This is a genomic window from Streptomyces sp. NPDC001970 (genome assembly GCF_053594115.1).
This window is the reverse complement of the sequence record NZ_JBSFDW010000012.1, coordinates 1-20625: the sequence shown is the minus strand read 5'-3', so window position 1 is coordinate 20625 and position 20625 is coordinate 1. Positions and strand designations below refer to the sequence as shown.

The 20625-nt window shown below is 69.0% G+C and carries 20 protein-coding genes; 3 read left to right on the top strand and 17 right to left on the bottom strand.

Annotation, left to right across the window (positions count from 1 at the left end; genetic code table 11):
- Window positions 1–8: 8 nt before the first annotated feature.
- The 8 genes from ACWCP0_RS16865 to ACWCP0_RS16830 all read right to left on the bottom strand — a co-directional run bounded on the left by ACWCP0_RS16865 (window position 9) and on the right by ACWCP0_RS16830 (window position 6368).
- A complete protein-coding gene (locus tag ACWCP0_RS16865; protein WP_451079567.1) occupies window positions 9–980 on the bottom strand; it encodes an NADP-dependent oxidoreductase in 972 nt (323 codons plus the stop codon).
- A 37-nt stretch (window positions 981–1017) separates the two neighbouring features.
- Window positions 1018–1773 carry an HAD family hydrolase gene (locus ACWCP0_RS16860; RefSeq protein WP_451079566.1) on the bottom strand — a complete coding sequence of 252 codons (756 nt, stop codon included), beginning with the start codon at window positions 1771–1773 and terminating at the stop codon, window positions 1018–1020.
- Between the two features lie 108 nt (window positions 1774–1881).
- A complete protein-coding gene (locus tag ACWCP0_RS16855) occupies window positions 1882–2130 on the bottom strand; it encodes an acyl carrier protein (protein ID WP_451079565.1) in 249 nt (82 codons plus the stop codon).
- 211 nt (window positions 2131–2341) lie between these two features.
- On the bottom strand, window positions 2342–3358 hold the full coding sequence (locus tag ACWCP0_RS16850) for a beta-ketoacyl-ACP synthase III (protein WP_451079564.1): 1017 nt from the start codon (window positions 3356–3358) through the stop codon (window positions 2342–2344).
- A gap of 41 nt (window positions 3359–3399) precedes the next feature.
- A complete protein-coding gene (locus ACWCP0_RS16845) occupies window positions 3400–4377 on the bottom strand; it encodes an AvrD family protein (protein WP_451079563.1) in 978 nt (325 codons plus the stop codon).
- A 145-nt stretch (window positions 4378–4522) separates the two neighbouring features.
- Window positions 4523–4930 (bottom strand): nuclear transport factor 2 family protein, encoded by a 408-nt coding sequence (locus tag ACWCP0_RS16840; protein WP_451079562.1) that lies wholly within the window; start codon window positions 4928–4930, stop codon window positions 4523–4525.
- Between the two features lie 79 nt (window positions 4931–5009).
- Complete coding sequence (locus ACWCP0_RS16835; RefSeq protein WP_451079561.1) at window positions 5010–5603, bottom strand: flavodoxin family protein; 594 nt, start codon at window positions 5601–5603, stop codon at window positions 5010–5012.
- 54 nt (window positions 5604–5657) lie between these two features.
- A complete protein-coding gene (locus ACWCP0_RS16830; protein WP_451079560.1) occupies window positions 5658–6368 on the bottom strand; it encodes an ATP/GTP-binding protein in 711 nt (236 codons plus the stop codon).
- A 236-nt stretch (window positions 6369–6604) separates the two neighbouring features.
- Between ACWCP0_RS16830 and ACWCP0_RS16825 the strand changes: the two genes are divergently transcribed.
- A complete protein-coding gene (locus ACWCP0_RS16825; RefSeq protein WP_451079559.1) occupies window positions 6605–7177 on the top strand; it encodes a TetR/AcrR family transcriptional regulator in 573 nt (190 codons plus the stop codon).
- Between the two features lie 351 nt (window positions 7178–7528).
- Here ACWCP0_RS16825 and ACWCP0_RS16820 read toward each other — a convergent pair whose 3' ends face one another.
- The 9 genes from ACWCP0_RS16820 to ACWCP0_RS16780 all read right to left on the bottom strand — a co-directional run bounded on the left by ACWCP0_RS16820 (window position 7529) and on the right by ACWCP0_RS16780 (window position 16187).
- Window positions 7529–8698, bottom strand: a complete 1170-nt coding sequence (locus tag ACWCP0_RS16820) for a hypothetical protein (RefSeq protein ID WP_451079558.1) — start codon at window positions 8696–8698, stop codon at window positions 7529–7531.
- Between the two features lie 39 nt (window positions 8699–8737).
- Window positions 8738–9046, bottom strand: a complete 309-nt coding sequence (locus tag ACWCP0_RS16815) for a hypothetical protein (protein ID WP_451079557.1) — start codon at window positions 9044–9046, stop codon at window positions 8738–8740.
- 221 nt (window positions 9047–9267) lie between these two features.
- Entirely contained in the window at window positions 9268–10119 is an 852-nt protein-coding gene (locus ACWCP0_RS16810) for a hypothetical protein (RefSeq protein WP_451079556.1), read from the bottom strand.
- 70 nt (window positions 10120–10189) lie between these two features.
- Window positions 10190–10420, bottom strand: coding sequence for a hypothetical protein (locus ACWCP0_RS16805; protein WP_451079555.1), 231 nt, complete (start codon window positions 10418–10420; stop codon window positions 10190–10192).
- Window positions 10421–10593: 173 nt separating this feature from the next.
- Window positions 10594–10965, bottom strand: coding sequence for a hypothetical protein (locus ACWCP0_RS16800; RefSeq protein ID WP_451079554.1), 372 nt, complete (start codon window positions 10963–10965; stop codon window positions 10594–10596).
- Entirely contained in the window at window positions 10965–12512 is a 1548-nt protein-coding gene (locus ACWCP0_RS16795) for a polymorphic toxin-type HINT domain-containing protein (protein ID WP_451079553.1), read from the bottom strand. The genes ACWCP0_RS16800 and ACWCP0_RS16795 overlap by 1 nt, the downstream gene beginning before the upstream one ends.
- 183 nt (window positions 12513–12695) lie before the next feature.
- On the bottom strand, window positions 12696–13199 hold the full coding sequence (locus ACWCP0_RS16790) for a hypothetical protein (protein WP_451079552.1): 504 nt from the start codon (window positions 13197–13199) through the stop codon (window positions 12696–12698).
- Between the two features lie 11 nt (window positions 13200–13210).
- The gene (locus ACWCP0_RS16785; protein ID WP_451079551.1) at window positions 13211–13942 is read right to left on the bottom strand and encodes an Imm52 family immunity protein; all 732 of its coding nucleotides are present in this window, start codon (window positions 13940–13942) and stop codon (window positions 13211–13213) included.
- Between the two features lie 16 nt (window positions 13943–13958).
- The gene (locus ACWCP0_RS16780) at window positions 13959–16187 is read right to left on the bottom strand and encodes a Tox-REase-5 domain-containing protein (RefSeq protein ID WP_451079550.1); all 2229 of its coding nucleotides are present in this window, start codon (window positions 16185–16187) and stop codon (window positions 13959–13961) included.
- Window positions 16188–16572: 385 nt separating this feature from the next.
- Between ACWCP0_RS16780 and ACWCP0_RS16775 the strand changes: the two genes are divergently transcribed.
- The gene (locus tag ACWCP0_RS16775; protein WP_451079549.1) at window positions 16573–19182 is read left to right on the top strand and encodes a hypothetical protein; all 2610 of its coding nucleotides are present in this window, start codon (window positions 16573–16575) and stop codon (window positions 19180–19182) included.
- A gap of 2 nt (window positions 19183–19184) precedes the next feature.
- Window positions 19185–20528, top strand: coding sequence for a hypothetical protein (locus ACWCP0_RS16770; RefSeq protein ID WP_451079548.1), 1344 nt, complete (start codon window positions 19185–19187; stop codon window positions 20526–20528).
- Window positions 20529–20625 lie beyond the last annotated feature (97 nt).

The following is a 20625-nucleotide window of genomic DNA, read 5'->3' as shown; positions in this document are numbered from 1 at the left end:
CCAACCAACTAGTTGGATGTCAATACGGACAGGACGATCTTTCCGGTCGTCCGGCCGGCTTCGCCCAGCTCATGCGCCCTGCCGGCCTCCTCCAGCGGAAACACCGCCGCGACCTCGGCCCGAAGCCGCCCGCTCGCCACCAGGTCCGCCACATGGCGCAGACCGGTGTGGTCGGGCTCGACGAGCATGAACACGGCATGGAGCCCCGCGGCGCGAGCGGCCTCGGCCGGGAACGTCGCGTCCGGCGGAAGGATCGAGAGCAGCGTGCCGCCCGGTCGCAGCGTGCGCAGCGAACGGGCCCAGTAGGAGCCGCCCACCGTGTCCAGCACGACATCGATGTCGCGGACGACCTCCGTGAAGTCCTGTTCGGTGTAGTCGACCAGTTCGTCCGCTCCCAGACCGCGCAGGAACTCGTGCTTCACCGCCCGCGCCGTGCCGATGACATGCGCCCCGCGCGCCTTGGCGATCTGCACGGCGAGATGGCCCACCCCGCCCGCGGCGGCATGGACCAGCACACGCTGACCCGGGTGGACACCGGCCGTGTCGACCAAGGACTGCCATGCCGTGAGCGAGGCCAGCGGCAGTGCGGCTCCCTGCACGTGGTCCAGCCCCTCGGGCAGAAGCGCGAAGTGCCGAGCGGGCGCGGTGACGTACTCGGCGTACGCACCTGCGGGGTGGGGGAACCGCGGCATGCCGAAGACCCGGTCGCCCGGTTTGAAGAGCGTGACCCCGGGACCCACGGCCGCCACGACGCCGGAGACGTCGAAGCCGAGAGTGAAGGGCGGTTCGAGGCCGGTGGCGAACACGCCGCGTGCCCGGGTCTTCCAGTCGGAGGGGTTGACGCCGGCTGCATGGACCCGGACCAGGATCTCGGTCGGGCCGGGTAGCGGCACGTCGGTTTCGATGATCTTCAGTACCTCGGGGCCGCCGGCACGGTCCTGGCTGATGGCGCGCATCGTCGGGGGAATGGCATGTGACATGGCCGCATCTTTCACAACGAGAGTCGTAACGACGGTTTTATGACGACGGAGTCGTCCTGCTCCTCAGCTGCCGTGAGCCGCTTCCGGAACGGTCCGCCGGCTCCGGCAGCGGGAGGTCCGGCGGCGGTGGGGCGGCGGGAAGCAGACGCCAGGAGCGCTGCCGGGCCCGCGCCCGCAGATCGTGGTCCCCGCCGACGACCACGGCGGAACCGGCCGCCCTGAGCATCGGCAGGTCGGACTCGTGGTCGCCGTACGCAACGCAGTGCTCGGGTGAGGTCCGGTGCGCGGCCGCGGCCAGCAGCACGGCGTCGGCCTTGGCCCTGCCGATCATGGGAGCACGGGTCAGGCCGGCCGTGTACACCCCGTCGACGATCTCGGGCTCCGTGCACCACGTCTCGTCGGCGCCGAGGTACGCCGCCACGGGGTCGAGACACGCGGGGAAGGATCCCGAGACGAGAACGACGCGGTCGCCGCTCTCCCTGTGCTTGCGCAGCGCGGCCAGCGCGTGAGGGTTGAACAGGCCCCCCGCGCGGAGTTCCGCCGCGAACCACTCCCGCGCCAGCCGTTCCACCTCCGAGGCGTCGGCCCCGCGGTAGTTGTCGAAATAGGCGCGGTTGGTCTCCTCGCGCGGCACCCCCATGTCCGTCATGGCCTTGAGCCGCTGGCGTCGCTGGTCGTACACGTGCGGGGCGTGGCCCTGGTCCGCGAGATAGTGGCGGAGGAAGCGGAAGATGGTCGTGGTGGTGGTGAGGGTGCCGTCGACGTCGAAGAACGCGATCCGGGTACGACTCATCAGGTCCTCCGTGTCCGGGTGGGGTTGCGTACGGTGAGGGAGACCGGGGGCGACCCGGCCTCCCTCACCCCGTGCGCGTGGATGTGTCAGCCCGTGGGCGTGGATGTGTCAGCCCTGGATGCCTTTGGCTTCAAGCAGTGCGACGGCCCCGGCGATGTTGCCGGCTTCGTGCAGCTCCTCGTCGGTGACGCTGACGCCGAAGCGCTCGCTCATCGCGACAGCCACCTCGACGAGGACGAGCGAGTCGAAGCCGAGGAGCTCGAACGAGGTCTCGGCGGTGGTGCCCTCCGGGGCCTCGTACTCGGAGGTGAGGAGGTCGAGAAGGTGGTCGGCCAGGGAACGCGTCTGCATGGTCATAAGGGGGTCACTTCCCTTTCTTGATGCTTCGGTAGGAACGCGAGCTGTGCAGTGGTGATCAGACGGCTGCGTGCGGGCAGTACTGGTGCCGAACCGCGGTGACGCGGTGCAACGGCCCGTCGGACCGGATGGTGTACGGCCACGGCAGGGTCGACCGCGGTGGGATACGGCCGCGGCAGATGCGACCGGAGTGAAGATGCGGACGTGGCCGTCAGGCCGCGGTGAGGTCGGGCCAGGTCAGCGCCACCGATCCCCACGTCAGCCCACCGCCGAACGCGGTCAGCAGGACCCGGGAGCCCGTGGTCAGGGTGCCCGCGGCGGCCGCCTCGGCCAGCGCGACCGGAATCGACGCCGCCGAGGTGTTCCCGACGCGGTCGATGTTGACGACGGCCCGCTCCTGGGGAAGGCGGAGCCGCTGGGCGAGGGCCTTGAGGATGCGTACGTTGGCCTGGTGACCCACCAGGTGGTCGACCGAATCGACCGGCCAGCCGATACGGCCCAGCAGGGCGGACGCCGAGTCGCCCATCCGGGTGACCGCTTCGGCGAACACCTTCTTGCCCTGCATGGTGAAGTAGCGGTCCTGCGGGTCGGGTTCGCCCGGCCTGGCACGCTCCCGGGAACCACCCCCGGGGATGGTGATGAGGTCCTGCTGCGAGCCGTCGGAGCCGAGATCGACGCCGAGAAGCACGCCGGGGCGGCCGGCGTCGGGCACCGCGGAGAGCACGACGGCGCCGGCGCCGTCACCGAAGATGACGGACGTCGTGCGGTCGTCCGGATTGAGGATCGTCGAGTAGGTCTCGGCACCGATGACGAGTACCCGCTCGGCCTGGCCGGCCGTGATCTGGGCCGACGCGGTGGCCAGGGCGTACACGAACCCGGAGCACACCGCGGCGATGTCGTACGCGGCAATGGTGCCGAGTCCCAGGCGGGCCGCCACCTGGGGGGCGGTGGCCGGGCAGGGGTGGTCGGGTGTGGTGGTGGCCAGCACGACGGCATCCACTGCCCCCGGTGCCGGAGGCAGGTTCGCGGACTTCAGCGCACGGTGGCCCGCCTCGACGGCGAGGTCGCTGGTGGCGACGCCGGGTGAGGCCCAGTGGCGGCTGCGGATTCCCGTCCGGCTGGCGATCCACTCATCGGACGTGTCGAAGGTACTGGCGAGTTCTTCGTTGGTGACTCGGCGGGGCGGCAGGTAGCTGCCCAGGCCGACGAGCGCAGGGAAGTGCGCCATGAGGAGTCTCCCTCGGGGTGCGGCGTCGGGTCGGGGCAGGGTCAGGGCAGAAGGTGCGCGACATTGCAGGTCAGGCGCATCCCGGCGTACGTGGTGGTGATCTGCGCGGTGCGCCAGGTGCCCTGACGGGTGGGCAGCTTCGTGGGACGCGCGAGCGTGACGTGGAAGCGCCCGTCGTCCTCGGCGGGTTCGGTCGTCGCCGGCGCGATGGTGGTGTTGCGCATCCACAGCGTGTTGGACGTGGCGCGGTCGACGCCGTCGAGGCGGTAGAGCAGGACCTGGCCGAGCTGGAGCGCCGACACGAACAGGTCGATCATCGTCGGCGGCAACGTCGCGCCCTCTGCGTCCTCCCCGGTGGTGACGGTCAGGGCCGCGCTCGCCGTGTGGGCGTCGGCCCGGACATCGGTGAGGAACTGGCGGCGGCTGTGGTGCGAGGCGCCGTACGGGGCGTCGCACCAGGGGCCGGGCCGCTGTTCGGCCATCGGGTAGGACCCTTCGGCACAGGGAGTGCCGGCTGCCCCGGAGTGCTCCGCCTCGACCCGTACGGTCATCGAGCCGACCTGGCAGTCCAGGGCCGTCCGGAGCCGGCCGGGAACGGAGCCTTCGGCCGTGGCGTGGTGCGTTCCCGAGACCGCGAAGTGGTCCAGGCTGTCCTCGTCCGGCGCGGCGCCCGCCTTGATGGCCAGCGAACGGACGACGAACGGGGCGTCGGCGGACAGGTCATGGGTGTGTGCCGCGTAGAGACCGCTGAGCTGGGCGCCGAAGAGCATGGCGTCGACGGTCGACAGGTGCGGACGCTGGTGCGTGTCCCCCTTGCGGGACCAGGTTCCGGGGATGCGTATTCCGGCGGTCGCGTCGATACGGGCCGTTGCACCGGCGTCGGCGGGTCGGACGGTGACGCCGGTCAACGCGTGCGTGACACGCTTGAATCCTTCACCGAAGAAACGATTCCGTCGGTCTCCGAGAATGTCGTCCACGGATGCGACGCGGAGCGTATCCGGCGAGAGCTTGGAGTGCATGACTGTGTATTCCCCCGAGTACTTCATGACTGACGGTCCATGACGGACCCCCCTTCCCCGTCCTCGTGACGGGGAAGGGGATGCCGCAGTTCCCCCCGGCGGCACGGGTGTTGCAGGTCGGTCGTGCCCCAGAGACAGCGGCCGCTCAGGCGGTGAACGCCTCGTGGATCGCGTAGCTGTCCTCGTACATGTGGTACCGGACGATCTTCCCGGCAGACACGGTGAAGTGCAGGGCGTAGTGGTTGTGGAACTTCTTGCCCGTGGCCTGGACACCGAAGACGCAGTTGGCGATCACCACGGCGTCCTCGTCCTGCACGATCCTGTTGGTGACCTCGAAGTGCTCCGGTCCGGTCAGGACACCGAAGGAGCCGAAGAAGTCGGAGATCTCCTCCTTGGTGGAGCGGGCGCCGGTCCAGGGCACTTCCTGGGCGCCGAGGACGCGGAAGTCGACCTTGTCGGCGAACAGGTCGAGCACGCCCGGGATGTTGCCCTCGCCGAAGTTGCCGAAGAAGGCGTCGACGGTCTCGTTGGTGGAGGTCGTGGTGGCGGTCATGCTGGCGCTTCTCTTTTCTGGTCGTGTTACGGCTGCGATGGATGGTCTTGTGGCCGGGGGCCGGTGCGAGACCCGGGGCTCAGAGCCCCAGGACCTCGCGGCCGGCGAGGGCGATCGCCGTCTGCTGGGCGACGCGGGCACCCAGGTGCTCGGCGGTGGCGATGTCGGCCTTGTGCACGTCCTCCGCGGGCACGTCGGCCGGGGTCGTGGCGGCGGCACCGTTGAAGTACCCGAGGCGGTTGAGGTCGTTCTCGCTCTCCTGGGTGGTGTGCCAGCCCGGGTGCAGGCCGAGGTTCACCCAGTTCATCTGGTGCTGAGCGCCCAGCGTGGCGAAGTAGGCAAGCGTCGAGTGCTTGTCACCGGCCTTGCAGGCAGCGTTGGTGAAGCCGGCGCCCAGCTTGTCCTTCCACGCCTTGGCGAGCCAGCGCTTGCTCGTCGACTCGGCGAAGACATGGAACTTGCCCGCGGCGGAGCCCATGTAGGTCGGCGAACCGAAGATGATCGCGTCCGCCTCGTCGAGGGCCTTCCAGCCCTCGTCGTCGATGGTGTCGACGCGGACCATCGTGACCTTGGCACCGGCCTCGGTCGCACCGGCCTCAACGGCCTTGGCCAGAACCTCGGTGTGCCCGTAGCCGGAGTAGAAGGCGATGGCGATGTTCGGGGTTTTGGGCATGGCAAACCTTCCTTGGGGACAGGCAGAGTGAAAGAAAGGAGAGAAGAAGAGTGCTCAGGCGGCGGCCGGAACGCGCTCCGTCTCCATACGGAAGTCCTGGCGGCCGTAGTCCTGGCGGGCCAGCTCGATGGCCTCGTCGACGCTCATCACCGGCTCGAGGTCGAAGATGCCGGCGATGGCCTCCAGCCGCTCCGGCATCGTGCCGCTGACGATGTGGTAAGGAATCTCCAGCTCGTCGAGCGTCTGCAGAAGCATTGCGTCGATCGTGGCGCGGAACTTCTCGTTCATGGGCCGGTGGCCATCGGAGGTGATGGGCAGCTCGTGGCGCAGGTGCACGTACGCGTCGTACGTGTCCTTGACGTGCTGCTTCAGGGCGTGGCCGTACTGGTCGACGACCTGGCCGAAGAACCGCATCTCCTCGGTGACTTCAGCGGCCCTGCCGCCCTCGTTACCGGCGGTGGCGTTCGGGTTCATGCCGTGAATGACACGGCCCGCACCGTAGAGCCACTCCTGGAGCGACGACCCGTCGGAGATGAAGCGGTCACCGAGAAGAGCCTCCTGCACGGCCCGGCCGGTGTGCCGGCGAAGCATCAGCTGAAGGAACTCGGCCGGCGTCACTTCCGACAGGGCCTTGCCGGGGAACGTCTCCGGCAGGATCTCCCGGATCGTCCTGGCCAGCGTGCGCGGAACCCCCGTGTAGTGCGAGAGGGCCATTACGGTCGACGTCTTACCGGCGGAATAGGTGCCGGATATGGCGATCTTCATCCCTGGGCAGTCCTTGGTCTAGAGGAACCCCGGCTCGTCTTTGAACCGGCTGAGGTCCGTCACGGATCCCACGGGGAGCCGGCGAATCAGGACATGCTGCGCCTACGGATATGAATCACCCGTTGCAAAACCCCCCGTACAGGGCTGGAGGGGCATCTCCAACCTGTTGGTTGGATGGTGCCACAGGGCGCACCCAGCTGTCCAACCAACCGGTTGACTGGGCGTAGGCTGGGTGTATGGGACGAGACATCGAGAGAACCAAGCGGCTACTACTGGACGCCGCCAGGGCCGAGTTCGCGCGGTACGGCATCGCGGGCGCGCGGGTGAACCGGATCGCCGAGAACGCGGGCGTCAACAAGGAGCGGATCTACGGTCACTTCGGCAGCAAGGAGGACCTGTTCAAGGTCGTGATCGCGGAGGCGATGGCCGAACTGCGCCAGGCAGTCCGCCCGGGCGAGGGACCGGTCGGCGAATACGTGGGGCGGGTCTTCGACTACCACCGCCAGAACCCGACGCTGGTGCGGCTCCTGATGTTCGAGGCGCTCCACTACGGAGACCAGCTGGCGCAGGGCGACAAGCGCCGTGCGGAGTGGTACCGGGACGCTTCCCACTCCCTGTCCGATTCCACGGGCTACACGGAGAGCGAGTCGCGTCAGCTGCTGCTGACCCTGATCGGCCTGGGCGCCTGGCCCACTGCCATGCCCCAGCTGGCCCGACTGGCACTGGACAGGAGTTCGGAGAGCGACGAGGAACGCAGAAACCTGCGGGACTTCCTGGTCGCCTTCGCGGAACGCGCGACTGCCCCCTGACCGCTTCGGCGGCAGCCGTCCACGTCCTCGCGTCCGGGTGATGAGCCGTGCACCGATCACCGGCAGGGCGTACACGACGCAGACGTCGTCTTGCGCGGCCGACAACCACAGCCGGTCGCGCAAGGTGAACTGTCCGGTGAGCGTCACCTGGAGAGAGCCGACCGCGAGCGCGATGGCTGCGATGCCGCGGCGAAGACCGCGACCGGTTCCGCTGCCTGACGACGGCCCGGTTCCCGTTCAATTCGACGCGCCGGACGTGCGAGCACGGGCTGCTGCCGACCGGGCGTGCCCGCCGGGGCGTACCCGGCTCCCTCCGCGGCCGTTCACCGAAGGGCGGTCGCGCGGGTCGGATCACGGTGGCCCCGATCCGAGCAGCGTGAACGCCCCGTACACGCCCGAGGCGACGGCGAGCAGCGCCACGACCACCACGACCGTTCGCTGCCGCAGCCGCGCCAGCGCCACCGCGGCGGGCAGCAGCAGCGGGAACGCCGGCATGATCAGACGCGGCCGGGAGCCGAAGTACGCGGCACCGATCAGCGAGACGACCACGATGCCGATCCCGTACACGAGCAGGGGCAACGGCTGCCGCTGCCGCACGCACAGCCACACCACCCAGCCGAGCAGCCCGAGCGCGGCGATCAGCCCGATCCCGGCGAGCGGGGTCGGTCCGGTCAACTGCTCGCCGACGAACCGGGCGAGGGCGACGCCGCCGTCGATGTTGTTGCCCCAGGCCGCCTGGACCTCGAAGTACGCGGTCGGGCTGCCTTCGCGCAGGGCCACGAAGACCACGTAACCGAGCCACCCCAGCGGCGCGAGCACGACCCCCACGGCCATCCGCCAGGTCAGCGCTCCAAGGCCCTCCCGGACGAGACCCACGAGCGCGGTGATCCCGATGGCGGCGACGAGCGCCGCGGCAGAGGGCCGGGTCAGCCCGGCGAGCGCGCACAGCGCCCCGGCGGTGATCCAGCGCCCCGTCAGCACCGCGTACAGCGACCAGGCGGCGAGAGCGGTGAACAGCGTTTCCGTGTACGCCATCGACTGCACGAACGCGGTCGGGTACACCCCCCACAGCACCGCCAGCAGCACCCCGGCCCGGGGCCCGGCCACATGCGCCCCGACGGCGTAGATCCCCCACGCGGCCGCGAAGGCGGCGACCCAGGCGACGACCAGCCCGGCGGTCGCGGCGTCCACGCCCGGCACGACCTCCGAGACTCCGCGTTCCAGCGCCGGCAGAAGGGGAAAGAAGGCGAGGTCGGAGTGGAGGCTGCCGTCGGGGAGCCGGACCTCGTAGCCGTACCCGTTCTCCGCGATCCGGACATACCAGACGGCATCCCAGCGCCCTTTGAGCCGGTGCAGCCCGTCCGTCCCGGCCACGGCCGCGCCCACCGCGAGGATCACCATGCCGGTCAGCCGTACGGCCGCGTAGCCGAGGAGCGCGGGCGCGGCAGGGGGTCCGGGGAGCCGTTCGGAGAGTCGTCCGGGGAGTCTGCGCAGGTGAGGGGTGTGGGGCTGCTGGGACATGCGGTCGATTATGTCGGGTCGGTGCTCGGCACCCGGCGCTCAGCCGGACGGCCGGATCCTCGCGAACGTAGCGGCCGTGACCGGGGGCGACAGTGCCACGGGCGGGACCGACAGATCCAGCTGCGGCAGTAGCTCGCTCTGGAAATCTGCCGATGACAGGTGCGACGGCTCCCCGTACACGCTGATCAAGGGAAGGCCCCAGCGCATCACTGCCTCGGCATCCCGTGCGGGAAGGTCCCATCGGCGCGCGACGTCCGCCGGGTGCACGACCGTGGGCGGCGGAACAGCGACGTCACCCAGGTCGCGGGCGAGAAGCCCCTCCAGGTCCCGCTGCACCTGCTTGTCCATGTCCTTCAGGCCTCCGTGAACGTCGCGTCCAGCACCGTACGCACGCTACTTGACGATCTTCTTGGGCTCAGACAGCCTGAACTCCTGGTGAGTTGACACCCAGTCGAACGTCGCCGTCACCGTGGTGCGGCCGTCGAGGCAGGACACCCAACGTGCCCACGACCCGTACCGGGCCGCATGCCCGAACAGCACGGTTACGGCGCGGCAGGGACGGAGTACGGTCACACGTCGTCGCCGGTGTCCGGCCAGGGCATCCGTCGCGGCCGTCTCGATCGCCACCAGCCGGCGCCGGGCGACGCCGCTCCCGGGTGCTCCTCCGTGAGGCTGCGGAAGAGCGAGTCGACCTCGGCGGTGGCGGCGAGCAGTACCTTCCGTTCCTCCTCAGGGCATGCGGCGATCTCCCGCTCCAGGTGATCCCGTGCCGCGATGTCCTCGGCGTACAGCTCGGGCAGATAGCGGCCGGACGGTGCCCAGTTCCCGGCCATGCGTCGCACCATCCGCTCCCAGATCGTCAGCGACACCACGGCCGGGGTGTCAAGACCGACCGCCGCGGCGACCGGGGTGGGGACCGGCACTTCGCGCAGGATCTCCGCGAGCGGGGTCACCTCGGCGTCCGGAAAGGCCGGCGACGGCGCCTCGACCGCATCGACGGTGTACGTCGGTGGCTCATCCTCGTCATGCGTATCGCCTTCGCCCTCCGACAGGATCAGCCGGGTGCGGGTCACCGTGCCGCTGGGGTCGGCCAGCCAGAAGGTCTCCGGATCGATCCGTTCGTCCGGGTAGATGGCTCCTGCCCCGGTGCGCTCGGCGAAGGCCGCTGCCAGCTCCGCCTCGCCGGCCGGGCCGCAGACGTCGTCCCGTACCTGGATGTCCAGGCCCATCACGACGTCACCGCGCACATAGTGGTACGTGCACAGGACGGCAGCCTCCCAGTCGCGGTGGTCCTGATCAGCCTCCCCGTGACAGACGTCCACCTGGCCGGCCGGCACCCCGACCACGTCCGCGAGCGCCACGGCGAGCGCGGACGAATCGAGGCGCCGGCCGATCAACAGGTTCGCGATCACTCGCCCCATGCCCGGACCTTCTCACGGTCCGGCTCTCGCGAGGCCGGACGGCGACGCTGTGCCGTTCGGCCCATCTCAGTCATCGGGAAGGCCAGTCCACCTGACGGCCGTCCCGCTCGAAGGACTCCTCGGCATCCGCCCAGTCCTCCACCCATTCCCCGACGCAGTTGGTGTCCATCGCCGGATCATCAGCCACGCGGATCATGGATCCCCTGGCCTCTTCCCGCTCCTCGGGCGTCTCGGCCAGGTCGGCGAGTCTGTCCACCCGGATGTAACGTCCGGCGTCGGCACCCGCGACGATCCGCCCCACGACGCCGCATTGGCGCACGGCTTGCGCGTGCTTGGCGATGACGGCCGACCGGTCGGGGACCGACCTGCGACGGCTCTACCGGGACGGCCTCGGCCAGGGCCGCCACCATCGCATCCGGCTGCGGCCGGTGCACGGTCAGGAAGTTGTCGAGCACGATGCGCGGGGTCGCGAGGTCAGCCCGAGGGCCGGATCTTCGCGAACTTGGCCGCCATGACCGGGCCGAGATGCCGGACGATGTCGTTCCCGGGCTGACCGGGGTAGGGCAGGTCGTTCAGGAACGACGTCACGATGACCGCGTCGACCTCCGGCACCCCGCGAGCACTCTGCCCCTCCAGGAAGTCGAGAGTCCGGCGCCAGTCCGGCACCTCGGACTCCTCACCGAGGAACGCCAGGACGGTCTCCTCCACGACATCGATGAAGAACACATGCGGCAGAACGCCGTGCTCGTTGAACACGTGGGCGTCGTAGCTGTCCTCGAAGCCGGGGATCGCGGCGACGAGATCCTGCACCAGTCGCACGTCCGGAGACACATCGGGGGTCGTCATCAGCAGTCCAGTCCTGGGTAGTTCTTGTAGCCCTTGTACTTGCCCTCGATGGCATCGTCGAGGGCCTTGATGAGTGTCCTGGCCAGTTGCTCGTCCTCAGGCGTCCGGATCAGCGGCTCCCTCCGCCCGCCCTTCCTCGGCTTCCACTCCGTGTCGGTGAGGAAGTTCTTGAGCGAGTCCCTCATCTCCTTCGCCTTCTGCACATGGTCCCTGCCCTCGACCTTGGGGCCGCCCCTCGCCTCGTAGTCGGCGGCCGCCATCGCGCTTCCGTCACCGATCTGATCCGGGCTGCCCACGCCCTTGTAGAGGGTGTTGATGATGTTCTGCAGCTTTCGGTGCTCGGCCGTCGGCTTCGTCGCGCCGTCGTTGTTGTGCACCAGGATCCCGCTCGCCGCGGCGACGACATAGTACGTGTGGATGTCGCGGACGGTGAGGTCGTGCGTCGTCTGCTGCTGGGTGAACCGCGAGACCCCGAGGACCGGGAGCGGGACACCGTCCTCATTCCGGAGCGTGCTCCCCCGCCGGATGTCACCGGCGTCCACCCAGCGCCCCTGGTCGGTCAGCCAGAACGGGTGCGTGTCGGTGACCGTGAGCACCGCAGGCCCACCAGTGGCCCGTACGGTCAGCCGGGTGAAGTGCTTGTCGTCGTAGGTGGTGATCGCCTGCTCGACGGGCCGCGCCTCGGTCCGGCCGGTGTACGGGTCGGTCGCGAGGACCTGGTCGCCGACCTGGACCCTCTCGATGGGCATACGGCGCCCGTCGGCCAGCAGGACGGGTGTGCCCGGCAGGAAGCTGTGGCGGACCGGGCAGGTCGTCGGCTTGTCGTCGGGCTTCTTCTCGTCCGGCTTCTTCTGCTTCTCCGGGTCGTACTTCTTCTTCGCGTCGTCGAGTGCCTTCTCGGCGTCCTTGACGCGTTTCCGGTTCTTGATCAGGCCCGTGATGCCGTCGTACAGGTCACCACCGTGCTTCTTGAGCTTCTGGATGAGCTCGGCGGCCTTCTTCCACTTCCACGGCGCACCGTACTTCGCCGCGAGCTTGCCCACCGCGCCACCGATCAGACTGGTGAGGACGTTGATGAGGGTCTCGGTACAGGCGCCCATGTCGCCCTCGGTGATGCATTTGAGCGCATCGGTGATACCGAGCTCGTCGGCCAGGATCTTGGCAAGTTCCTTGGCGGCTTCCTTGGCCTTGTCCGAGTCCGCCTTCTCCGTCGCCTGCGCGTCCTGGAGCTCCTTCAGCGCCTTCTCGTAGTCGATCTGTTCCTGCGACTTGGGGGCGTCGCCGGCATCACCTGTGTTGCCGCCGTTGTCGGACGCGGGCAGTCCGTCGCCGGTGCCGCCATCGCTTCCCCCGGTGGCCGCGTCCTGCCCGCCCCCACCAGCGCACTCGGTGCCGACGGCCTGACAGATCTTGCTCGCCACGGCCTTGCCGGCCTCCGTGGCACCCCCCAGCGCCACGAGCGCACCGATGATCGCGATGACCACCGCCACCAGACCGATGTACTCCACGGCCGTCTGGCCCGACTGGGACTTCCGCAGTCCCAGCAAACGTGCGTCCGTACGCGGTACGACTCCCCGCGCCCATCGGCGAACCCGGCGCGCAACCCCCAGTGCTGACATGTTCGCGACGCTAGACCTCGCGGCGGCCCGAGTCGTGGGCCCCCGGGCCCAAAGCCGGGCTCAAATCCCGCTCACGCCGCACCACTCACCGCGGCTCCGGCGCGTCGTCACTCAGTCCGTGTCCGGGTCCGGAACGGGTACGGAGCTGACCGCGCCGAGCATGATGTGCGGCGCGTCTCCGTCGCACTGGCTGACGCTGATCGCCACCCACCGAGGTCCGTGAGGCGTGTCCAAGGGCCCCCAGACATACAGTTCCCCGTAGAGGGCGAGTTCGATGATCTGGGCAATGAGCGGATCGATCGACTCTTCCGGTACCTCACCCATGAGGTAGGCCCGGAAGCTGATCTCGTGGTGCGGCCCCCATCGCTTCCCCAACTCCACGGAGAGGGACAGGAGATACTCCTCGGACTCTTCCTGGGCGGCATCCCACTCGGTTCCGGGTACGCCGAAATAGGACCGGCTCTCCCACAGCGGAGCGAGCCGGAAGCCCGGGCCATGGCTGCCGGTCCACCCGGTCTCGTCGTCCGCCTCCCGATGTGTCGGCCCGTCCACGGGCACTGGCCCGGCGAGGAGGTCGTCGATGGCAGCGACAGCGCCCGGCAGGCTGAACGGCACGCCCGTCGGCCTCACCACTTGGGCCGGTCGAAGGGCACGGGCAGCGGCTCCAGCGCGCCGGCCGCCCGCAGCTTGCGGTTGGCCTCGAGGATGGCCTCGATGTCAGGGGCCACCGTGCCGCCCCTGGTCAGGTCAATGACCAAACCATCGTGGGCGGTACGGGTGTACGTACCCGGAAGATCGTCGGGGACCAGCGCCGCGCGCCTGGCGGAGAGATGGACGGACCTTCCGCAGCGAGGGTCGGAGGCCGCGAGACCGAACTCTTCCTTCACCGCATCGTTTTGAGGTCGTCCGTACACCTGCCCGGCGTCCGGGTCCCAGACATCCGCGAGAATCCTCAGGATGTCCGCTGCACGGCGCACCGCCGGAAAGGACTCATCAAACCTGGGTGAGCGAAAAGACAGAGAAACGGAGTTCGTTACGTATTCCGAGGTCCCACCTGCGTGAATGGCCAGAGTTACACGAGGCATCCCGGAACTATTGGTCAAGAGGGACGACGTATAGCCGATCCGGGGGATATCAGGCGCCTGATTTCCCCGTTCGATGTATTCAGCCAGCGCGTGTACGGAACTCGACGGAACCGCCGGGGCCGAAGACAAGTCGTCCGCGGCTTCAAGCCATCCACTGAGCGACGCCTCTTCCATCTCGTCCAGAGCGGTCAGAGTTTCCGCCCAGCGTTCGGCGATCCGCTCGACGCTTTCCTGGCGCATCCCCCAGAACGCGTTGACGACAACGTACAGCACAGCGCTCTCCCCTGCCTCAGCCGACTACGTCAGCCGGCGTGTGCTCCACCTTAACTTCGATGCCTCGCTCATCGAACATGTCCCTGGCAGCCGCAGCCACGTCCGGATCGGAGAAGTGCCAGACGACCGGCTTGCCTCTCGCCGCATCGAGTTGTCGCGCGGCCTGTTCTGCCCACCGGTCCTTGATGTGGGATTTGAGATCCGCGGCGTCCGCATCGTAGAAGTCAGAAGTACGATACCCATGCTTCGCTTCGAGGTAGGTGCCGGACTTGGCGTCCCAGCCATCGAAGTCCACGTCGTTACCCTTGAGTTCGTCGAGCGGAACTCGGTACTCCTTCCCGCGCTTCACCCCGGAAATCTGTTCCTGATAGCGGGCACCCATTTCGGTGGGGTAGTTCCACACGCCGGGCTTGATCGGCCACCACGTCCCGTCGCTGTTACCGTCCTTCGAGCCCTTGCGCGGGTTCTTGAGGTCCTTGTACCAGGCCGGCTTCGGCTGCTCCTGAGCCCTCTTGAGCTCGGCCTTCCGCTTCGCGGCCTTGGCCGCCTTCTGCGCCTCCTCGGCCTGTTTCGCCGCCTCTTCAGCGGCCTTCTTCTTGTCAGGATCCACTTCGTCGCACTTGCCGGCGAACAGCTGGACCGGTACGACGACCTGCGGCCCGGCCATGACACCGGTACCGCTGCCTGAGACACCCAGGCAGCTGCCGTCGTACGGAACGCGGACGCGCGCGCCCATCCCGATCGTGCAGCCCGTCAGCCCCGCGTCCTTCGCGGCATCATCGGCGTGCTGCTGCGCTTCCTTGGCGGCCTTCTCGGCACCCTCGACATCACCGGCCTTGGCCGCCTTGCGGGCCTTCTCCGCTGCCTCGGTCGCCTTCTGAGCGAGCTCTCCCGCCTTGCCGAGTTTCCCGAGCTTGCCCAGCTTTCCGAGCTTGCCGATCAGCTTCGCTTCACCGTAGGCGGGGATGAAGAGGGAGCCGACGTTCCAGGCGACCATGCCGATGGCCTGGCCCTCGTCGCCCCTGTTCCACGCGTCGCGGAACTCGTCCCCGACGAAGACATCGTCGAGAACGGTCACGCCCGTGTTGACCGACGCCGTCCCCCAGTCCCAGACCGCACCCAGGTAGTCGCCTTCGGACCACTTGTCGCCAGCGCCCTCGGAGTCCTTGCTCCACTGGTCACCGAGGCTCGTGCCGTAATCCTTGAGGCCGTTCCAGGCGTTGATGGGATGCATGATCGTGTCGAAGGTTCCGGTGACATCGCCCACGAAGCCGTCGACGGCTACGCCCTCGAAGAAGCCGCCGACCTGCTTGGCACCGCAGGAGAGAAATGCGCCGAATCCGGAGGTGCAGCTCTCGCCCTCGTTCTCCTCACCCCCGCTGTCGCCGTCCTCACCCGCGTCCGCGTCATCGCCGTCCGTGCCTCCGGAGTCATCGACGTCGTCGCCGCCCTCGTCGACCCCCGCGTCCTGTGTGGAGGGCTCATCGGTTCCGATGGTTCCACCGGTGTCACCGGGCCCGTCCGGGCCCTCGACCCCGTCGCTTCCTCCGCCGCCGCCCGCGCCGCCCGCGGCCTCGCCGTCACCCGCGTTCGCGTCGCCGCTGCCGTCCGTACCCTCCGCGCCCGTACCGCCGCCGCCCGCGCCGCCCGCGGCCTCGCCGTCACCCGCGTTCGCGTCGCCGCTGCCGTCCGTACCCTCCGCGCCCGTACCGTCGCCGGCCTCGACGCTCGTACCGTCACCACCGGCGTCACCACCACCGCCGCCGCAATCCGTGCCGACGGCCTCGCAGATCTTCGCGCCGACGGTACGGCCGATCTCGGTCGTGTATCCCGCGGTCGCCAAGCTGGCGATGATGGCGATCACGACGACGAGCAGTCCGATGTACTCGACCGAGGTCTGCGCCTCGTCCCGCCGCCAACGGATCATCCGCGCAACGCTGAACGGGCGTCGCTCCACCCGCTCCGGCTCGTCCAGGAGGAACCACTCGCGCGACGACAGGCGGCACAGCAACACGATCATCACTGCGGGAAGAACGAGCTGCGTCACACCGCGGCCGCTGCCGTCGCTCAGCGACCCGAGAGCGCCGATGACCAGCCACACCTGAACGGCGAGAAGCCCCCGCCACACCCACATCCCGCCGAACCAGGCCCACCGTGCCAGAACCAGCCCTGCGGTTCCGGGAAGAGCCCCGTAGGTCAGCAGCCCCAGGAAATCTCCGTCCACTTCACCCACGGAGGCCGCCACGGCGAAAAGTCCAATGGCACCCAGCGCAGTCGCGGCAAACAGCAGATGGAGGAGAACGAGCACTGCTCGCAACGCTCGCGGCATGGGCTGCCTGCCGGCAGCGGGCGTGGGCGGCACTGCCCCCACTCCCATACCCCCGGCGAACCCATGCCAGCCAACTCCCGCTGTTCCCCCATCCGTTGCAGACATGGCGCGAACGCTAGGTGATGAACATCTGTTCGTCATGGGCCCCAGGGCCCAATATCACGGGCGGACACTTCTCTTCCGGAAGCGCCGCACCACAGATTTCCAGGTCGTACGAGGCTTCCAACTGTTCGCGTAGGCAACGGCGTTGGGTCCGTGGACCCTAGTGGATCACTTGTTTCATGTTCTAGCGTTCCCGAACATGTTTGGAGCACAGGGCACGTCCGGCCCCTACGTCAACTACGGCACACTCCATGGGCGAGCGCCGCTTCTACGCCACCTCGCGTGGGCGCAAGCTCTGACGTGGCTGCAGGTCGGTGTGACCGTGCTCTACGTCCTCACGGTCCTGTCGATGACGACGGTGTACCCGGGCGAACTCTTCGGCGTGCTGCTGTACGACTCGCTGCCGAGCATCATCGGCGCGTACCTCGCGCAGCGTGCGTGGCACGGCGGAGCTGCGGTGCGCCGTGGGCTGTTCGCCGTACAGGGATGGATGCTCTGGCTCTGCGTCGTATCCCTGCTCCAGGCCGACTTCCGCGCCTTCACGCAGGCGGCGATTCCGTTCACGGTGATCTGGTTGCTGCGCCGGCCCGAGGTGCGCGAGTGGTTCGAGCTGCCGGCCCATGAGCGGGAGATCCGGCGCCCGTTCAGCGTTGCGCGGATGATCCGGTGGCGGCGTGACGAGGCGCAGACCTCGGTCGAGTACATCGGACTGCTCGTCGTCGTGATCGCCATCATCGCCGGTCTGGTGACGGCGGGATTCACGACGGAGATCGGCCGGTCGGTCGGGGCGAAGATCTGCGAGGCCGTCGGCACGGAGTGCGGCGGTGCGGGCGCGGGTGACGGTGGCGACGGTACGGACGTCGAGGCCGGCGGCGGTACGGACGGCACCGACGGCGGTACGGACGGCGGTACGGACGGCACCGACGGGGGAGCGAGCGACGGCACGGACACCACCGGTGGCACGGACGGCGGCACCGACACCACCGGCGGCACCGACGGCGGGTCCGAGGAGCCCGACGGCGGCTCCGGCGGGTCCGGCGGAGGCACCGCCCCGAACGCTCCCGAGCCCGCCCTGGAGACCCAGGACGGCGAAACGGTCCCGCTCGCCCCCGGCCCCTGGGATCGTCGCGAGGTCGACCCCGACGAGTACAAGGACCCCGAGAAGGACGTCATGTGGCCGGAGGAGCGCCACGACAAGACGATCTGGGACCACACCCGCGGCTTCTTCGTCGCCCCCGTCACGGGCTTCTGGAACGACACCGTCGATTTCATCTTCAACCCGAAGGAGAACATCGTCGGCGCCTGGACCGGCCTGCGGGACTACACCCAGGACTGGTGGAAGAAGAACGGCGGCAGCGTCGGGGACAAGTGGGAGAAGGGTGACTACCTCGGCGCCGGCATCGACGCCGTGGGCTCGGGCGTCGAGTTCGGCATCGACCTCGTCACCGACACCGTCGTCGACAAGGAGAACTGGAAGAAGGGCAACAAGGGCGCGGCGATCGGCAACACCGCTCTCAACCTCATCGGGATCCTCTCCCCCAAGACGATCAAGAAGTTCAGGAAGCTCGACCCCGACGCCAAGAAGGAAGCCCCCTCGACGCCCAAGGAAGGCGCGGCCCAGGCGGCGGAGGAGGCCCGCGAGGCGGCGAAGAAGGGCGACCTCGACGCGGCGCAGAAGGCGGCCGACGAAGCGCAGAAGTACGCCGACGAGGCTGCCGAGAAGATGCGCAAGGACCAGGGCAAGGCCTGCAAGAACATCGCCATGGCCCCGGCGCGGGCAGTTGTCGCCGTCGGTGGCGACCGGTCCGGTCCGGTGACCGTGATGCCCGCGGTCCACCACTCCGGAGACTCCGCCTCCACGGGGATCCGCACGGTCGAGTGCGGCCCCGACGACGACTCCGTCAAGGACGCCCGCGAGGCCCAGCAGAAGGCGCTCGACGCCCGCGCCGACGTGCTGCGCGAGGCCATGCGCCAGGCGAAGGCCGAGGGAGCCAAGAGCTACGACCCCCAGGCCCTGGAGAGGCTGCTCAAGCGGGCCGAACACGACCCACAGCCCGGCAAGAACGGCATCAGCAAGAAGCAGGCCGCCGACGCCATCGAGGAGGTGACGGTGATGCTCCGCCAGAAGAACATCGACCCCGTCAGCCGCGGCTCCCTCACGGGCAAGACCCTCGACTCCAAGCAGGGCACGACGCTCGACGAGAACCTCGCCGAGGTGAGGGCCACGCGGCGCGCCGCCGAGAACGACGCGGCCGACGGGACCAAGGTCTACTCCGGCATCGGCCACGACAAGGGCCGCTCGAAGGTCGATCTGGGCAACGGCGACACACTCGATGCCTCGTCCATCCCCGACGTGGACGTGGCGTACCGCGGCAAGGACGGCAGGGACCATCTGGTCGAGGTGAAGAACCGCGGCGGTGCGACCACCAAGTACGAGATCCACGAGCAGATCGAAAGGCTCGGGAAGTGGAAGCGCGACCGCGGCGACGGTCCCGAGCGCGAGGTCCGCTACGAGATCGAGTCGACGGACGGCTGGGACAGGATATTCATGGACTTCCAGCCGAAGAAGCTCACCCCGGCGCAGAAGCGTGCTGGAGAGACACCGAAGACGGTCGACGGCACGCCGGCCTCCAAGATGGCCGACGAGAACATCGGCGCCCGCATCGGTGGCCAGGACGTCTCGCCGCGGCAGCTCAGGGAGATGAACGACGCGTGGAAGGCCAAGAGCCACACGGAGCGCCAGGAGGCTCTTGCGTCCGGCAAGATGAAGGACCCGAAGTCGGCGATGGAATACCTGGGAGTGTCCTGAGCGTGCGAGAGACTGCGGACGTCAGGCATCCCGAACGACGGCTCGTCCCCGAGGAGTTGCGCAACCTTACGGCACCGTGGAACGCACTGCGGTACGGAAGCGGCGACGACTTGTCGGAGGCCGGCCCGTCCACCCAGCGGGCCGCCACCGCCCTGGCCGTCCTCTCCGCCGCGCTCCTTCCGACCCGTCACCGCGTCGCCGGCTGGTCCGAGGATGCCTTGGACCTGCTTGAGGGGATGCGCGGCGAGTGGCGCCGGCTGGCCGGCGAACGGATGCCCACGACGGCGGAGCTCACCTGGGAGGGCGTCGGCGAGGCGGTCCGCGCCTGGTATGCCGAGCAGGACGAGACCGCCCTGCGTGAGGCGGCGGCAGGGGAAGCCTTCGAGGACGTCGTCGGTGCGTGGGTGTTCTGGATCAGAGGGACGCTCGCCGACCGTGCGATTCGCGCGCTGCGCCACGGCCTGGAGGCCGCGGCGCAGGTCGAGGCTGATGTCGAGGCCGGGGCCGTGGCGCGGGCCGCTGAGAGCGCCGTACGGGAGGGGCTTGCATCCGCCTCGGCCTTCCACCTGCTGGAGGCGGTCGGTGGCCGCGCCGGGGAGGAGGCGCTGACGCGGCTGCTCCATGATGTACCGCTCGACGTGTACGACACCGCCTGGGCGCGCGAGGCGCTCTGGAACCTGCGTCGGACCGCGTACCCGGAGACGCCGGCCGGGCAGTCGCTCCTCCCCGAGGGCCTGCGTACGCTGTCGGCCCCCTGGACCCGGGCCATGACCACCCCCGATGAGCCGTGGGAGTACCTGCCCCACACCTCGGACCATGTGCGCCTCGCTCGCACCCTGCTCGCGGCGTGCGAGCAGCCGACGCCCCTCCCCTACCGGTCGGACTTCGAACAGGCGGCTGAGGATCAGGAGGATCAGGACGAGGAGCTCGGACTCCCCCGGGTCGACCTGGGGACCGTGCTCGCCGGCGTGATGCCGTACGCCTCGATGGTCACCCGGGACGGCATGGCCGCAGCGTATGCAGAGTGCCGCCTGCTGGGCATCGAGCGCGACCGACCCGATGACCTCGACGACTTCATCCAGCGGGCGCTGTCCCACGTCCTGGCCGGGATCGCGGGCAGCACCTTCGACTGGCTCGCCCGCAACCCGGCACCGGAAACGGCCGAGCCCTGGTCGGTGGAGGCGGCGGTACGGGCCGTGCACCGGGGCCTCGCGGACAAGCGGGCGATGCAGCTCCTGCTGTGGTCGGACACGGATCTCTCCCGCCGGGCACTCGCCGTCATTGAGTCCGACGCCTCGCTGCCGCCCGCCCTCCGGGAAGCGGTCACGGAGGGCGTGGAGCTCTAGCGGCAACGCCGTTCAGTTAGGCGTGGGGGCTGTTCGTCAAGGCCGGGGAGCAAGGCAGCGGAGCTGCTGTAGAAGAGGTCTGTCACTCCAAGACATC

Bases quoted from the DNA above. Each gene is read 5' to 3' on its own strand.
- ACWCP0_RS16865 (WP_451079567.1), bottom strand. From the start codon at position 980: ATGTCACATGCCATTCCCCCGACGATGCGCGCCATCAGCCAGGACCGT.
- ACWCP0_RS16860 (WP_451079566.1), bottom strand. From the start codon at position 1,773: ATGAGTCGTACCCGGATCGCGTTCTTCGACGTCGACGGCACCCTCACC.
- ACWCP0_RS16855 (WP_451079565.1), bottom strand. From the start codon at position 2,130: ATGACCATGCAGACGCGTTCCCTGGCCGACCACCTTCTCGACCTCCTC.
- ACWCP0_RS16850 (WP_451079564.1), bottom strand. From the start codon at position 3,358: ATGGCGCACTTCCCTGCGCTCGTCGGCCTGGGCAGCTACCTGCCGCCC.
- ACWCP0_RS16845 (WP_451079563.1), bottom strand. From the start codon at position 4,377: ATGCACTCCAAGCTCTCGCCGGATACGCTCCGCGTCGCATCCGTGGAC.
- ACWCP0_RS16840 (WP_451079562.1), bottom strand. From the start codon at position 4,930: ATGACCGCCACCACGACCTCCACCAACGAGACCGTCGACGCCTTCTTC.
- ACWCP0_RS16835 (WP_451079561.1), bottom strand. From the start codon at position 5,603: ATGCCCAAAACCCCGAACATCGCCATCGCCTTCTACTCCGGCTACGGG.
- ACWCP0_RS16830 (WP_451079560.1), bottom strand. From the start codon at position 6,368: ATGAAGATCGCCATATCCGGCACCTATTCCGCCGGTAAGACGTCGACC.
- ACWCP0_RS16825 (WP_451079559.1), top strand. From the start codon at position 6,605: ATGGGACGAGACATCGAGAGAACCAAGCGGCTACTACTGGACGCCGCC.
- ACWCP0_RS16820 (WP_451079558.1), bottom strand. From the start codon at position 8,698: ATGTCCCAGCAGCCCCACACCCCTCACCTGCGCAGACTCCCCGGACGA.
- ACWCP0_RS16815 (WP_451079557.1), bottom strand. From the start codon at position 9,046: ATGGACAAGCAGGTGCAGCGGGACCTGGAGGGGCTTCTCGCCCGCGAC.
- ACWCP0_RS16810 (WP_451079556.1), bottom strand. From the start codon at position 10,119: ATGGGGCGAGTGATCGCGAACCTGTTGATCGGCCGGCGCCTCGATTCG.
- ACWCP0_RS16800 (WP_451079554.1), bottom strand. From the start codon at position 10,965: ATGACGACCCCCGATGTGTCTCCGGACGTGCGACTGGTGCAGGATCTC.
- ACWCP0_RS16775 (WP_451079549.1), top strand. From the start codon at position 16,573: ATGTTTGGAGCACAGGGCACGTCCGGCCCCTACGTCAACTACGGCACA.